The organism is Pseudomonas putida, assembly GCF_001636055.1.
In the GTDB taxonomy this organism is placed as follows: Bacteria; Pseudomonadota; Gammaproteobacteria; order Pseudomonadales; family Pseudomonadaceae; genus Aquipseudomonas; species Aquipseudomonas machongensis.
This window is the reverse complement of record NZ_CP011789.1, coordinates 5,207,984-5,222,842: the sequence shown is the minus strand read 5'-3', so window position 1 is coordinate 5,222,842 and position 14,859 is coordinate 5,207,984. Positions and strand designations below refer to the sequence as shown.

General features: G+C 63.9%; 10 protein-coding genes. 7 read left to right on the top strand and 3 right to left on the bottom strand.

Translation table 11 applies throughout. The features are described 5' to 3' along the window. The first annotated feature begins 123 nt into the window (after positions 1-123). Both AB688_RS23470 and AB688_RS23465 read left to right on the top strand, forming a co-directional pair. A complete protein-coding gene (locus AB688_RS23470; protein ID WP_063546063.1) occupies positions 124-1,272 on the top strand; it encodes a pyridoxal phosphate-dependent aminotransferase in 1,149 nt (382 codons plus the stop codon). Further along, positions 1,260-2,051, top strand: a complete 792-nt coding sequence (locus tag AB688_RS23465; protein ID WP_063546062.1) for an amidohydrolase — start codon at positions 1,260-1,262, stop codon at positions 2,049-2,051. Before AB688_RS23470 ends, AB688_RS23465 begins: the two co-directional genes overlap by 13 nt. 112 nt (positions 2,052-2,163) lie before the next feature. Here the strand turns inward: AB688_RS23465 and AB688_RS23460 are convergent, their stop codons facing one another. Both AB688_RS23460 and AB688_RS23455 read right to left on the bottom strand, forming a co-directional pair. Then, positions 2,164-4,719: a PepSY domain-containing protein gene (locus tag AB688_RS23460; RefSeq protein WP_063546872.1), complete on the bottom strand. Its 2,556-nt coding sequence runs from the start codon at positions 4,717-4,719 to the stop codon at positions 2,164-2,166. A 238-nt stretch (positions 4,720-4,957) separates the two neighbouring features. Continuing rightward, entirely contained in the window at positions 4,958-7,246 is a 2,289-nt protein-coding gene (locus AB688_RS23455; protein WP_063546061.1) for a TonB-dependent receptor, read from the bottom strand. Positions 7,247-7,492: 246 nt separating this feature from the next. Here AB688_RS23455 and AB688_RS23450 point away from each other — a divergent pair, with 246 nt between their 5' ends. Together AB688_RS23450 and AB688_RS23445 are read left to right on the top strand one after the other, a co-directional pair. Continuing rightward, positions 7,493-8,173 carry a Fe2+-dependent dioxygenase gene (locus AB688_RS23450; protein ID WP_063546060.1) on the top strand — a complete coding sequence of 227 codons (681 nt, stop codon included), beginning with the start codon at positions 7,493-7,495 and terminating at the stop codon, positions 8,171-8,173. 2 nt (positions 8,174-8,175) lie between these two features. Next, complete coding sequence (locus AB688_RS23445) at positions 8,176-8,925, top strand: tetratricopeptide repeat protein (RefSeq protein WP_063546059.1); 750 nt, start codon at positions 8,176-8,178, stop codon at positions 8,923-8,925. A gap of 139 nt (positions 8,926-9,064) precedes the next feature. On the opposite strand, the gene AB688_RS23440 is transcribed toward AB688_RS23445, so the two are convergent. After that, positions 9,065-10,228 carry a type III PLP-dependent enzyme gene (locus tag AB688_RS23440; protein WP_054892564.1) on the bottom strand — a complete coding sequence of 388 codons (1,164 nt, stop codon included), beginning with the start codon at positions 10,226-10,228 and terminating at the stop codon, positions 9,065-9,067. 606 nt (positions 10,229-10,834) lie between these two features. Here AB688_RS23440 and AB688_RS23435 point away from each other — a divergent pair. The 3 genes from AB688_RS23435 to AB688_RS23425 all read left to right on the top strand — a co-directional run bounded on the left by AB688_RS23435 (position 10,835) and on the right by AB688_RS23425 (position 14,841). Continuing rightward, entirely contained in the window at positions 10,835-11,323 is a 489-nt protein-coding gene (locus AB688_RS23435) for a sigma-70 family RNA polymerase sigma factor (protein ID WP_063546058.1), read from the top strand. Positions 11,324-11,340: 17 nt separating this feature from the next. Beyond that, positions 11,341-12,303 carry a FecR family protein gene (locus AB688_RS23430; RefSeq protein ID WP_063546057.1) on the top strand — a complete coding sequence of 321 codons (963 nt, stop codon included), beginning with the start codon at positions 11,341-11,343 and terminating at the stop codon, positions 12,301-12,303. A gap of 108 nt (positions 12,304-12,411) precedes the next feature. Beyond that, positions 12,412-14,841 (top strand): TonB-dependent siderophore receptor, encoded by a 2,430-nt coding sequence (locus AB688_RS23425; RefSeq protein WP_054892567.1) that lies wholly within the window; start codon positions 12,412-12,414, stop codon positions 14,839-14,841. Positions 14,842-14,859: the final 18 nt, after the last annotated feature.

Genomic DNA, 14,859 nt, shown 5'->3' with positions numbered 1-14,859 from the left:
GACCTGTGGAGCGGGCTTGCCCACGAATGAGCCTTTAAATGTTTCAACCTTTTTCCTGCCTGCCCGATCCGCTATGCTCGGACTCCACCCCGTGCCGGACCACCCCGCAGGAAAGAGGGCTCCATGATCCGCAGCAAACTGCCGAACGTCGGCACGACCATCTTCACCACCATGTCCCAGCTCGCCGCGCAAACCGGCGCGCTCAACCTGTCCCAGGGTTTCCCCGATTTCAATGGCCCGCAGCCGCTGCTCGATGCGGTCGGCCGACACGTGGCCGCTGGCAACAACCAGTACGCGCCGATGACCGGGTTGCCGGTGTTGCGGCAGCAGGTCGCGGCGAAAATCGCCCGGCTTTATGGCGCCCAGGTGGACGCCGATCAGGAAGTGACCATCACGCCGGGCGCCACCGAGGCGATCTTCTGTGCGATCCAGGCGGTGATCCAGGCTGGCGATGAGGTGATCGTCTTCGACCCGTCGTACGACAGCTACGAGCCGTCGGTAGAGCTGGCCGGTGGTCGCTGCGTGCATGTGCAACTGAGCGATGGCGATTTTCGCATCGACTGGCAGAAGTTCAGCGATGCCCTGACCCCGCGCACGCGCATGGTCATCCTCAACTCGCCGCACAACCCCAGCGGCGCCCTGATCACCCGTGAAGACCTCGACCAGCTTGCCGCCTTGATTGCCGAGCGCGACATCTACCTGGTGAGCGACGAGGTCTACGAGCACCTGGTCTACGATGGCATACGCCATGCCAGCGTGCTGGCTCATCCGCAGCTGTATGCGAGGGCCTTCGTGGTCAGCTCGTTCGGCAAGACCTACCACGTCACCGGCTGGAAGACCGGCTATGTGATTGCACCGCCTGCGCTGAGCGCCGAGCTGCGCAAGGTCCACCAGTACGTCAACTTCTGCGGCGTGACGCCGCTGCAATGGGCGCTGGCCGACTTCATGGCCGAACACCCGGAGCATATCGACGAACTGCCAGGCTTCTACCAGGCCAAGCGCGACCTGTTCTGCGACCTGCTGCAAACATCGCGATTTGCCTTCACCCGCACCGCGGGTACCTATTTCCAGTTGGTGGACTACTCGGCGATCCGTCCCGACCTCAATGATGTGGAGATGGCCCTGTGGCTGACCCGCGAACACGGCGTGGCGACCATCCCGGTGTCGGTGTTCTACCAGCGCCCCATCCCCGAGCAACGCCTGGTGCGCCTGTGCTTTGCCAAACGTGAGGAGACGCTGCGTCAGGCGGCGGAAAAACTATGCGCGATCTGAGTCAACTGCCGAACCTGAAGCTCGCCCTGGTGCAGACCACCCTGGCCTGGCATGACCGCGAGGGCAACCATGCGCATTTCGAGGTATTGCTGGAGCAGGCCCGTGGCGCTGACCTGGTGATCCTGCCGGAGATGTTCACCACCGGCTTCTCGATGGAGTCCGAACGCCTTGCCGAGCCCGAGCAGGGTCCGACCTACAAGTGGCTCAAGGCACAGGCAAAGAAGATCGATGCGGTGATCACCGGCAGTGTGATCATCCAGGCTGCCGACGGCAGCCATCGCAATCGCCTGCTGTGGGCGCGACCGGACGGCGAGGTGCTGCATTACGACAAGCGCCACCTGTTCCGCATGGCAGGTGAACACAAGCACTACACGCCTGGCGAGCGCCAGGTGCAGTTCGAGCTCAAGGGCTGGCGAGTTCGCCCGCTGATCTGCTACGACCTGCGCTTCCCGGTGTGGAGCCGCGACGCCCAGGACACCGACCTGCTGCTGTACACGGCGAACTGGCCGGCCGCGCGGCGCCAGCACTGGAACCGGCTGCTGCCGGCGCGGGGGATCGAGAACCTGTGCTACGTGGCTGCGGTGAATCGGGTGGGGACCGACGGCAAAGGCTTTGCCTATTCGGGGGACAGCCAGGTGCTGGACTTCCAGGGCGAGAGCCTGCTGAGTGCGGGGGAGGCCGACGGGGTGTTCAGCGCGGTGTTGAGCGCCGCTGACCTGGCGGCGTATCGGGCCAAGTTCCCGGCGAACCTGGATGCCGACACCTTCGAGCTGCATTGAAACTGCAGTGCTCTTTTCGCGGGCAAGCCCGCTCCCACAGGTAAAGCGTTACTCAATGCTTTACCTGTGGGAGCGGGCTTGCCCGCGAAAAGACCGATACATCAGGCGCTGGTCAGTACACATCCCGCCGATAGCGCCCATCCTCGATCAGCCGCTCGACGAGCTCTTCACCCAGAAGCCCCTTCAGCGCTGCATCCACGCCGCCTGCCATCCCCTGCAGGCTGCCGCAGACATACACACAGGCACCCTCGTCGATCCAGCGGCGCAGCTCTTCGCCTTGCTGCAACAGCACATCCTGCACATACACCTTTTCCGCCTGGTCTCGCGAGAACGCCAGGTCCAATCGTGCCAGATCGCCGCTGTCCAGCCAGCCTTGCAGCTCGCGGCCGCAGAGCAGGTCGTGGGCGCGGTTGCGTTCGCCGAACAGCAGCCAGTTGCGCTGCTCACCACTCGCGATCCGGGCCTTGAGCAGGCTGCGCAGGCCTGCCAGGCCAGTACCGTTGCCGATCAGCACCATCGGTACCGAGGCGGCCGGCAGGTGGAAGCTGCTGTTGCGGCGCAGACGCAGGCTGGCATGGCCGTCCATGGGCAGGTATTCGGTCAGCCAGCCGGAGCCCAGCCCGAGGCTGCCATCGGCATGACGCTCCTGGCGCACGATCAGTTCCAGCACGCCGTCGCTGGCGATCGAGGCGATGGAGTATTCGCGGGCACCGAGTGGAATCAGCGAATCGACCAGGGCCTGGGCGTGCAGGCCGACCAGATGCTCGCGGCTGGTTGGCAACTGGCGACTGGCCAGCGCCTGGCCAAGCGGCTCGACAAGACCCTCAAGTTGCACCGGCAGATTCGCATCGAGCCCCAACCCTTGCAGGAAGGCATCGATCCGCGCCTGGCTGTGGCGGGGCAGCACCTCGACCAGGTCGCCAGCGTCCCAGACGCTTGGGTGTTCGGCACTCAGGCCCAGCAAGTACACCGGTGCGCCCTGGCTACCGGGGTTGAGGCGCTCCCGTCCTACCAGGCGCCAGTTGCCGTAGCTGGGCGGTTGCCAGGCGGCGAGCGGACGTGCGCCGGTCAGTTGCCCCAGGGCCTGCTGCCATTGTTGCAGGGCGTTCTGGTCGGCACTGTCGACTTCGATCGGGCTGAACGCGGTGGTCGCGCCACGCTCGGCCAGCCAGGCCTGCAAACGCCGGGCGAAACCGCAGAAATGCGGATACTGTCGATCGCCCAGGGCGAGCAGGGCGTAGTTCAGGTGTTGCAGGGCCCAGGGCTGGCCCAGCACCTTGCGCTCGAAGCCGCGGGCGCTGTCAGGCGCCTCGCCGTCACCGAAGGTGCTGACCACGAACAGCGCGCGACGGGCCTGGCGCAGCTCGTCCTCGCCCAGCTCGGCGAGCGAGCGCACCTGTACCGGCAAGCCCGCCGCCTGCAACTGCCCCGCGCTCTGCCAGGCCAGTTGCTCGGCCAGGCCACTCTGGCTGGCGAAGCCGATCAGCCAGCTGTCGCCGCTGGCGTTGGCGGTGTCGACCGAGCCTCGGGCGGCACGGACCTGGCGCTTCTTGCGGCGGCGATCGAGATACAGCAGCCAGCCGGTGACGAAGAACAGCGGCATGGTCAGGCTGGCGATGGTGAGGATGATCCTGCCCGGCAAACCGAAATAGCTGCCCACGTGCAGGGCGTAGACGCTCTGTAGCAGTTGGGCTTTGAACGACTTGTCGGTGTAGCGCTCGTGACGTTTGATCTGGCCGGTGGCGGGGTCAAGCGTCACGGTGTTGAAGGCGCGCTCGTGGGCCGAGTCATCGAGCAGGTAGAACAGCGTCGCCGGCTGGCCGCCGCCAGGTGGCAGGCGCAGGTTGTAGCTGGCAAGGCGTGGGCCTGCGGCATCCTTCAGATTGCTCCAGATGGCGTCGTAGTCGACCACCAGCGGCGCTGCCTTGGCATCCGCTGCTTGTGGCCCGGGCCGGCCGCGACCTGCGCCGCGCTGATGCTGCTCGCCGGCTGCGGGTTTGTCGGCGAGCAGTTTGTTCAGGCCCTCGCGGTACCAGTCGTAGGACCAGAACAGGCCAGTCAGGGCAAACAGCAGGTAGAACAGCAGGCACCAGGTCCCGGCAACCGCGTGCAGGTCCCAGTTGAAGGCGCGGCCTTTCTTGGCCCAGTCGAAGCTCAGCCAGACCCGCCAGTTCAGGGCCCGGCGCGGCCAGCGCAGGTACAGGCCGGAGAGGCAGAAGAAGATCAGCATCAGGGTGCAGGCACCGGTGATCTGCCGGCCGGTATCGCCCATGGCCAGGAAACGGTGCAACTGCAACATGAGGTTGAAGAAGCCCAGGCCCGTCACTTCACCCTTGAGCTCGCCAGTGTACGGGTCGGCATAACGCAGCTCACCGCGGCGTTCGCCGGGCGGCGGGGTGAAGAAGAGGCGTGCGGCAGTGTCGGCGTGGGTATCGACCCAGAGCATCGCCACCTTGTCACCCTGGGCCAGTTCCGCGCGGCGCACCAGTTCCGGCAGCGGCAGCACACCCTCCTGGCGCACCTCGACCTTGAGCACATCGGCGTTGAACAGGCGCAGCAGTTCTTCCTGGAACGACCAGATCGCACCGGTGATGCCCATCAGCGCCAGCACCAGGCCGGCGGTGATGCCAAAGAACCAGTGCAATTGGAACAGCGACTTCTTCAGCACATCGATCACCTTGTGTTGCTGCCACAGACCGCGCGGCGTGCATTATGCCTTGATACGTAAAAGCCCCGCTCACAGGAATGATCGGGGCGGGGGGCGTTCTGTCTAGTGCTCGACTGCACCGGCCTCTTCGCGGGCAAGCCCGCTCCCACAGGTGTTCCACAGGTTTGAGGATTGTGGTGTCCCTGTAGGAGCGGGCTTGTCCCGCGATGGGGCCCTGGCAGACGCCAGGGCGTTCAGGTCAGAAATGCACGCTGGTGGTCAGCAGCGCCGTACGCCCGGCCGCCTGGTTGGCGAAGTGGGTGGAGAAGGCCTTGTCGTAGTACACCTCGTTGGTCAGGTTCTGCACGTTCAGTTGCAGATCGACGTTCTTGGTCAGCTTGTACGCTGCCATGGCGTCGTAGCGCACGTAGCTGTCGACCATGGTGGTGTTGGCCACGCTGCCATACACGTCATCCACATAGAAGGCGCCGCCGCCAACGGTCAGCTTCGGTGTGATGGCGTAGGTGGTCCAGAGGCTGGCGCTGTTGTTCGGCGTATTCGGCAGCTGGTTGCCGTCGTTGGCCTTGCCCAGCGGGCCACCGTCGATCTGGCGTGCCTGCATATAGGTGTAGCCGGCGAACACCTGCCACTTGTCGGTGAGCTTGCCGCTGGCCGACAGCTCGATGCCCTGCACGCGAGTTTCGCCGACGTTCTCGTAGGTGGTGGTGTTCACCTGGACGCGGGCGTTTTCCTTTTCGGTGCGGAACAGCGCAGCGGCCAGGGACAAGCGCTGGTCAAGCAGGTCCCACTTGGTACCGATCTCGTAGTTGGTGGTTTCTTCGGGTTCCAGGTCGCTGGACAGCAGGTTGCCCGAACGGTCCGGGGTGCCCGGCAGCGGGTTGCCTTCCTGGCCTTCGCCGAGCATCGCGCCCGGTGGCGTGGCGGAGGTGGCGTAGGACACGTAGATGCTGCCGTTGTCGGCCGGTTTCCACACCAGGCCCAACTGGCCGGTGAGGAACTCGCTCTTGTCGCGGCCCTTGGCTGTGGTGGCGCCGGCTGCGGTGTAGGTCTTGTAGTCGGTGTCGAAGTGGTCGTAGCGCAGGCCCATGTTCAGCAGCCACTGCGGGGTCAGTTCGAGGGTGTCGAAGACGTACAGCGCGCGGGTCTTGCTGTTGGTGGTGGTGCCTGCGTAGTTGCGCGAGATCGCGCCGTTCCACGGGTCGTCCGGGTTGGGGTTGCTCAGCGAGGTGCAGTTGTAACCGCTGGAGACGATCATGCCCGGGGTGCAGTTGGTGCTGGCGTTGCCGGGCGAGGCTGGCGTGGTGTCGGTGTTGACGTTGTAGGAGGACCGTTCGCTTTCTTCGCGGCTCAGTTCGATGCCGGTGGAGAAGCTGTTCTTCAGGCCGCCCAGGTAGAACTCGCCGAACAGGTCGGTCTGGTTGGTGGTAGTGGCGGTATTGCCTACGCGGGTATTGGCGCGGCGCCAGACACTGCCGTTGTTGACGTTGCCCTTGCTGTCGTCCGGCTGGGTGAGGATGTAGTCCTGCATGCTGTTGCCGTGGCGCAGGGTGTTCTTGATGGTCAGCGAGTCCGACAGGTCGTGTTCGACGGCGATGGTGGCGATGTCTACCCGCGACTTGCGGAAGTCGCGGCCGGTCAGGCCGTAGAAGTTGTCGTGGTCGCCACCTGCGTAAGGCTTGCTCGGGTTGGCCGAGGTACGGGCGCCGGTGCCGCCGGCCGGTACGGTGTAGGGGATGCCCGAATCCGGCAGGTCGTCGCTTTCCAGGTGGTAGTAGTCGAGGTTGACGCGGGTCGGGGTGCCCAGGCCGAAGGCCAGCGACGGGGCGATGCCCCAGCGGTCGTAATTGACCTTGTCGCGCCCGGCGACGTTGCTCTCGTGGGTCATCAGGTTGAGGCGCCCGGCCACGCTGTCGCTGAACTGGTAGTTGCCATCGAAGGTGTAGCGCTGGGTCTGGTCGCTGCCCCAGGTCCAGGCGCCGTCGAGCGAGTTGCCCAGGTGGGCGCGCTTGCTCACCAGGTTGATGGTGCCGCCTGCCGCGCCGCGCCCGCCAATCGCAGAGTTCGGGCCCTTGGCCACTTCCACCGATTCGATGGCGAAGATCTCGCGTGTCTGTGCACCCGTGTCGCGCACGCCGTCCAGGTAGGTATCGCCCTGGGCGTCAAAGCCGCGGATGAAGGGGCGGTCGCCTTGCGGGTTGCCGCCTTCGCCGGCACCGAAGGTGATACCTGGTACGGTACGCAGTGCATCCTGCAGGCTCAGGGCGTTGGTGTCCTTGATCACCTGCTGCGGGATCACCGTGACCGAGCGCGGGGTGTCCACCAGCGGCGCAGTGTATTTCTGCGAGGAGGCTTTCTCGACCTTGTACTCGGTGCTCGCCTGTTCGGCCTTGCCGTTGACGCTGGTGGCGTCGAGCGTCACGGGCTGGGCTGCGGGGTCGGCGGCATAGGCCGAGGTCGCGCTGATGGCGACGCCGATGGCGCAGGTGAGCAGGCGTGGAGAGCTGACAGCGGATGGTACATGGCGCATGTTGTTTTTGACCTTCCCCAAGGTGTGAAGGCCGCGGATGTTAATGTAAGCAATTGTAAGTAACAATTGAGACTCGTTACCATTCGCAAGAAACTTACAATCTTTACATTTTGCCCTTACGGTTTTTCCGGGTTCATGCGTCTGCGCCCGCCATCTGTATCAAAGTGATTGCCCAAACGGCACTTGCCTGTCGCAAAAGGCAATCAATATCATTGGGGCCTTTGCCCTCTGCCAGGTAACCCGCGCATGCTTCTGCACATCCCCGGCCTGTTCGACGCCGACGAGATTTCCCGCATCCGCCAGGCGCTGGAACAGGCTGACTGGGCTGATGGCAAGGTCACTGCCGGCTACCAGTCGGCCAAGGCCAAGCACAACCTGCAACTGCCCGAAGGCCACGCCCTGGCCAAGGAGATCGGCAGCGCGCTGATCGACCGGCTATGGCGCAATTCGCTGTTCATGTCGGCGGCGTTGCCGCACAAGGTGTTCCCGCCGCTGGTCAATTGCTACCGCGAGGGTGGCAACTTCGGCTTCCACATCGACAATGCATTGCGCCAGCCCAAGGGCAGCCCCGAGCGGGTGCGCACCGACCTTTCGTCCACGCTGTTTCTCAGTGAGCCGGACAGCTACGACGGCGGCGAACTGGTGATCCAGGACACCTACGGTGTGCAGCAGGTCAAGCTGGCGGCAGGCGACATGGTGCTGTATCCAGGCACCAGCCTGCACAAGGTCAACCCGGTGACCCGTGGCGAGCGTTACGCGGCGTTCTTCTGGACCCAGAGCCTGGTGCGCGACGATGGCCAGCGCACGCTGCTGTTCGAGATGGACAACGCCATACGCCAGCTCGGTGCCGATGTGCCCGATCATCCGTCGCTGCTGCAACTGACCGGCACCTACCACAACCTGTTGCGTCGCTGGGCGGAGGTTTGAGCATGTCGTATCAGTTGCGCCGTGAGGACGTGGTCGATGTCGCCGGGCTCAAGGCCATGCTTGAGCACAGCCCTGGCAAGGCCGCCCAGGCGATTCTTGCCGCAGCGGGGCAAGGTGTGGTCGAGGCGCAGGCATTGCTTGGGCAGATCCTGCTCGACGGGCACGGTATCGAACAGGATGAACGCTTGGCGCGGCATTGGTTTGCCATTGCCGCGCAGGCTGGCAATGCCATGGCCTTCAACATGCTGGGGCGTTGCCTGGAGCACGGCTGGGGTGGGGAGATCGACCTGACCCAGGCGGCCATCCATTACGCACAGGCCGCCGATGCCGACTCCGAGTGGGGCCTCTACAATCTGGGCAACCTGCTGGCGACCGGACGTGGAGTGCCGGTGAACCAGGCGCAGGCGCTGTTCTGCTACGAGAAGGCGGCGCATATGGGGCATGCCAAGTCGATGAACCTGTACGGACGTTATCTGGAGCAGGGCATCGCCACGACCGCGAGCCCGGTGCGGGCGGTGCGCTGGTATCGGCGTTCGGCCGAGGCGGGGGATTTTCGCGGAATGTTCAGTTTGGCGCTGGTGCTGGTGGAGCGAGGTGAGGTCGCCGAGGCTGCGCCATGGTTCGAGCGGGCGCGAGGGGAGGGCAACCTGAGCTTTCTGCGCAGTGCATTGGTGACGTTACAGAACGCAGGGCCGGTGCTGATGAGCTTTGCCGCGCGCTATGCCGAGGAACTGGAGCGGCGCGAAGAATGATGTCGCCTGTACTGGCCTCTTCGCGGGTAAACCCGCTCCCACAGGGACCGCGCCACATTGAAATCTGGCGCTGTACCCGCGAAGGGGCCAGTACAGGACGACACGAACGAGAACGGGGCCTTGCGGCCCCGTTCGGGTATTACAGGTAGAACGCCTTCAGCGGCGGGAAACCGTTGAACTCCACCGCGCTGTAGCTGGTGGTGTAGGCACCAGTCGACAGCCAGTACAGGCGGTCGCCAATGGCCAGGTTCAGCGGCAGGCCGTACTTGTAGTTCTCGTACATGATATCGGCGCTGTCGCAGGTCGGGCCGGCGATCACCACTTCTTCGGCTTCACCTTTCTTCTCGGTCCAGATCGGGAACTTGATGGCTTCGTCCATGGTTTCGATCAGGCCGGAGAACTTGCCCACGTCGGTGTAGATCCAGCGCTCGACCGCGGTGCGCGACTTGCGCGCCACCAACACCACTTCGCTGACCAGGATACCGGCGTTGGCGATCAGCGAACGGCCCGGCTCCAGGATGATTTCCGGGAGGTCGTCACCGAAGTCTTCCTTGAGGAAGCGGATGATCTCTTCGGCGTAGGTTTCCAGGCTGTTGGTGCGGGTGATGTAGTTGGCCGGGAAGCCGCCGCCCATGTTGATCAGCTTCAGCTCGATGCCGTCTTCTTCCTTCAGGCGCTCGAAGATCACCTTGACCTTGGCGATGGCCGCGTCCCAGACGCTGATGTCGCGCTGCTGGGAACCGACGTGAAAGGAGATGCCGTAGGGCACCAGCCCCAGGTCGCGGGCCAGGATCAGCAGGTCCATGGCCATGTCGGTCTGGCAACCGAATTTACGCGACAGCGGCCAGTCGGCAGTGGTCGAGCCTTCGGTGAGGATACGCACGTACACCTTCGAGCCCGGCGCGGCCTTGGCGATGTTGCGCAGGTCGGCTTCGGAGTCGGTGGCGTAGAGACGCACGCCCTTCTCGTAGAAGTAGCGGATGTCCTTGGACTTCTTGATGGTGTTGCCGTAGCTGATGCGGTCGGCGCTGACACCACGGCCCAGCACCTTGTCCAGCTCGTAGATCGAGGCGATGTCGAAGCTCGAGCCTTTATCCTTGAGCAGGTCGATGATCTCGACCGCCGGGTTGGCCTTGACTGCGTAGTAGACTTTGGCGAATTCGAAGCCCGCGCGCAGGTCGTCGTAGGCCTGGCTGATCATCTGGGTGTCGATGAGTACGAACGGGGTTTCCTGCTTGTCGGCGAACGCCTTCATTTTCTGGAAGGTATCGCGCGCGAAATAGTCTTCGACCTGGATCGACATGCTTAGGGACTCCATGGGCAAACTGAAAAGATAAGTGGCTGCAAACTGAACGTCCTCCGTATCCCCACTTTGGTTCGCCTACTTCCCAAGGCATGTCGCCGAAAGCAAAAAGGTCGCTGTAAAAAGCGGCGGCCTTGCTGTCTCGTCGTCAGTACTTGAGCCGGATGGATCGTTTCCAGCATGGACGTTCGGCGCGCACTTTAGGGCGTGAGGAATGCAGAATCAACCCGCAATCCCGGCGTGTTCCGGTGCAATCGACGAGCAGCCATTTGAATAACCGACTCGTGTGACCGGCAGATGTTCCCCAGGCCAATTCCAGCGTAAAGAATTGTGGAATGGAGCATGTCGGCCCGTTCGCCAGCGAACCCGTTTTCATAGGCGTCACGGTGTTTTGGCGGCGCCGTACTCGTTCGCGAAAAGCACTTGGGTGTTCATATTTATGGCCACGCAGAGCGGGTACATCCGTGCCGGAATCCATCGATAAATTTTTTGTTACCAAGGCGAAAAAATGCCCTCGGTCGAACAGGCACACGCCGATTTGCCGCTTTTAATAAGAAGTATTACTATTTGCGACTTCTTGTCCCCGCCTCCCTGACGAGCCAGACCGTGTCCGGACACAAAGGCTTTCTCGACCACTATCACGAGCTGATCGGCACCTGGACGCGCAAGTTGCGCAGTCGTCAGCAGGCCGAGGATCTCGCCCACGATGCCTTCGTCCGCGTACTGGAAAATCCGCGCGAGCAGGTCGAGCAGCCGCGCGCCTATCTGCACCAGACCGCGCGCAATATTGCGGTGGATGGTTTCCGTCGCGAAGACCGCCGTCAGGCCCTGGAAATTGAACTGTTCGATGAAGGCACCGGCCATGGCGGCGACCCGGAAGCCTATATGCACGCGCTGGAGTTGGCCGACACGGTCGAGCGGGCGCTGGCGCAACTGCCGGTCAACTGTCGGCGGGTGTTCATCTGGCAGAAGCTCGAAGGCTTGACCCAGGCCGAGATCGCCGAGCGCATGGGTTTGACCAAGAACATGGTCGAAAAGTATATGATTCGCACGCTCCGACATCTGCGTGAGCACCTGGACGTGACTACCAGATGAGTCAGGAGACCCTTTCGATGAATCAGCAAGGCGCCGACAACCCGCGCGAACAGGCCGCCGCCTGGTTTGTTCGCATGCAGGACGCGCCCGATGACAGCGCCCTGCGCGAGCGTCTGCAGCATTGGCTGGACGAGCGCCCCGAGCACCGGCAGGAATACGAACTGCTCGGCAGGTTGTGGTGTGCAGCCGATTTCATCCCTCCCGAGCGCCTCGAAGCCTTGTGGGAACCAGAGCCAGTGCGCCAACTGCCGCGCAGGCGCCTGCTGCGCCAGGCCCTGGCCGCGGGGGTGGCGCTGGCTGCGCTTGGCCTGGGTTGGGGCGGCTGGCAGTACCAGCAAATGAACCACCACGAGGTGCTCGCCACGCAGGCGGGCGAGCGGCGCCTGTTCGAGCTCCCGGACGGCTCGCGCCTGGAGCTCAACAGTGCCACGCGCATCGACGTTGCGTTCAGCGCCGGGCGCCGGCAACTGCGGCTGCTGGCCGGCGAGGCGATGTTCAGCGTCGCCCACGACAGCAGCCGACCGTTCGTGGTCGATACCGCGCAAGGCAGCGTCACCGTTACCGGCACCCGTTTCGACGTGCGTCAGGACAACGGCCTGACCCGGGTTGCCGTCGAGCAGGGGGCGGTGAAGGTCGAGGGCGCGGCGGGCTCGCTGGCGCAGTTGGGGGCAGGGCAGGGCGCGCATATCGACCACCAGGGCAAGGTCGCCGCGCCCTACACGATCAACGCCGCCACGCTCACCGCCTGGCGCCAGGGCAAGCTGGTGTTCGATAACGCCACCCTCGCCGAAGTGGTCAGTGAAGTCTCGCGCTACCGCCGCCATCCGCTGTATGTCGCACCGGGCAAGGTTGCCAACCTGCGCCTTTCCAGCACCTTCAGCACCGACGATCCGGATGCGCTGCTGCGGGCCCTGCCGAACATCCTGCCGGTGGCCGTGAAAACCCACTCCGACGGCTCCAGCGAAATAATCGCGAAATAAATTCAGGTTTTTTTCGCCTCGTTCGTCTTCCCCGCCAGCTGCAACTGCCAAGCATTTACATTTGCATGCGGTTGGCATTCATCCCGACTTTCAGGACTGATCGAAGACGTGAACAACAACAAGCCCCTGCTTCATCTGCGCCGCCTGGCGCTAGCCCTGGCGGTCAGCGCCGCTGCCACCCACGGTTATGCCGCCCAGGCCCCGGCCGCCATCCAGATCCAGGCCCAACCGCTGGCCCAGGCCTTGGCCCAGCTTGGCCAGCAGACCAACCTGCAACTGTTCTTCAGCCCGGACCTGGTGGCCGGCAAACAGGCGCCGGCGGTGTCCGGTAATCTGGCCCCCGAGCAGGCACTGCAACAGTTGCTGCAAGGCAGCGGGCTGACCTACGAGATGTCCCAGGACACCGTGGTGGTCAAGCCGGTGCAGAGCGCTGGCACCTTGACCACCGGTAGCCTGGAACTGGCGCCTACGGATGTGAAGGTGGTGGGTGACTGGTTGGGCGATGCCGACCAGACCGTGGTGCAGAACCACCCCGGTGCGCGTACCGTGGTGCGCCGCCAGGAAATGGTCGAGCAGGGCACCATGAACGTGCGCGACGCGCTGCGTGGTATCCCGGGTGTGCAGGTACAGGACTCCAACGGCACCGGCGGCAGTGATCTGTCGCTCAACGTCGGGGTGCGCGGCCTGACCTCGCGCCTGTCGCCACGCTCGACCGTGCTGATCGACGGCGTGCCGGCGGCCTTTGCTCCTTATGGCCAGCCGCAGTTGTCGATGGCGCCGATCTCCTCGGGCAACCTCGACAGCATCGACGTGGTCCGCGGTGCAGGCTCGGTGCGTTATGGCCCGCAGAACGTCGGCGGGGTCATCAACTTCGTCACCCGGGCGATCCCTGAAAAAGCCACGGCCGAGCTGGGCACCACCCTGGAAACCTCCAGGTACGGTGGCTGGAAACACACCGAGTCGGCCTTCGTCGGCGGTACTGCCGACAACGGCATCGGCGTCGCGTTGCTGTACTCCGGCGTCAACGGTAACGGCTACCGCCGCAGCAACAACGACAACGACATCGATGACGTGCTGCTCAAGACCCACTGGGCACCCACCGACAGCGACGAGTTCTGGCTCAACTTCCACTACTATGACGGCCGCGCCGACATGCCCGGTGGCCTGACCCAGGCGCAGTTCGACCGCGATCCTTACCAGTCGGTACGCGACTACGACTACTTCAGCGGCCGTCGCAAGGACGTCTCGTTCAAGTGGCAGCGCCAGCTCGACGAAGCCACTCAATTCGAAGTGCTGACCTACTACACCGACAGCTTCCGCGGCAGCGCCATTGCCGCCCGCGACCAGCGCACCCTGTCGTCGTTCCCGCGTAACTACACCACCTTCGGTATCGAGCCACGCGTGTCGCGGGTCTTCTTCACCGGGCCTGTGACCCAGGAAGTCAGCGTCGGTTATCGCTACCTGAAGGAAACCATGCGCGAGCAGGCATCACGCCTGGCGCTGATCGACAACGTGCCGACCGTCACCCCGACCTCCGATGGCCACGTCTACCAGGACCGTACTGGCGGTACCGAGGCCAGTGCCTACTACATCGATGACAAGATCGACGTTGGCAACTGGACCATCACCCCAGGCATCCGCTTCGAGCACATCAACACCGATTGGCGCGACCGTCCGGTGCTGGACACCAACAACCGCCCGGTGCCGGAGAAGAACCGCAGCATCACCAGCAACGAGCCGCTGCCGGCCCTGAGCGTGATGTACCACATGTCCGAGGCGTGGAAATTGTTCGCCAATTACGAGACCTCGTTCGGTAGCCTGCAGTACTTCCAGCTGGGCCAGGGCGGCTCGGGTGACAACACCGCCAACGGCCTGGAGCCGGAGAAAGCCAAGACCTACGAGATCGGTACCCGCTATGACGACGGCCACTTCGCTGGCGAGCTGACTGCGTTCTACATCGACTTCGACGACGAACTGCAGTACATCAGCAACGACGTGGGCTGGACCAACCTGGGCGCGACCAAGCACCAGGGTATCGAGGCATCGGTGCGCTATGACCTGGCCGGCCTGGATCCGCGACTGGACGGCCTGTCGGCCAACGCCGGCTTCACCTACACCCGTGCCACCTATGAAGGTGAGATCCCTGGCTTCAAGGGCCGCGACCTGCCGTTCTACTCGCGCCAGGTGGCCACGGCCGGGCTGCGTTACCAGATCAACCGCTGGACCTGGAACCTGGATGCCTATGCCCAATCCAAGCAGCGCGCACCGGGCACCGGGGTCAATGCCGACGGCAGCTTCACCGGCAACTACATCACCCAGCCGAGCGCCGATGGACAGTACGGCAACATTCCGGGCTATGTGACCTGGCATGCGCGTGGTGGTTATGACTTCGGCCCGCAGCTGTCGAACCTGAAGCTGGCGGCGGGGGTGAAGAACATCTTCGACAAGCAGTACTACACCCGTTCCAGCGACAACAACGCGGGGTTGTACGTGGGTGAGCCGCGCACTTTCTATGTGCAGGCCAGTGTAGGGTTCTGATACCGAGTCGCCCCATTC

Bases quoted from the DNA above. Each gene is read 5' to 3' on its own strand.
- AB688_RS23430 (WP_063546057.1), top strand. From the start codon at position 11,341: ATGAATCAGCAAGGCGCCGACAACCCGCGCGAACAGGCCGCCGCCTGG.
- AB688_RS23455 (WP_063546061.1), bottom strand. From the start codon at position 7,246: ATGCGCCATGTACCATCCGCTGTCAGCTCTCCACGCCTGCTCACCTGC.
- AB688_RS23450 (WP_063546060.1), top strand. From the start codon at position 7,493: ATGCTTCTGCACATCCCCGGCCTGTTCGACGCCGACGAGATTTCCCGC.
- AB688_RS23465 (WP_063546062.1), top strand. From the start codon at position 1,260: ATGCGCGATCTGAGTCAACTGCCGAACCTGAAGCTCGCCCTGGTGCAG.
- AB688_RS23470 (WP_063546063.1), top strand. From the start codon at position 124: ATGATCCGCAGCAAACTGCCGAACGTCGGCACGACCATCTTCACCACC.
- AB688_RS23445 (WP_063546059.1), top strand. From the start codon at position 8,176: ATGTCGTATCAGTTGCGCCGTGAGGACGTGGTCGATGTCGCCGGGCTC.
- AB688_RS23440 (WP_054892564.1), bottom strand. From the start codon at position 10,228: ATGTCGATCCAGGTCGAAGACTATTTCGCGCGCGATACCTTCCAGAAA.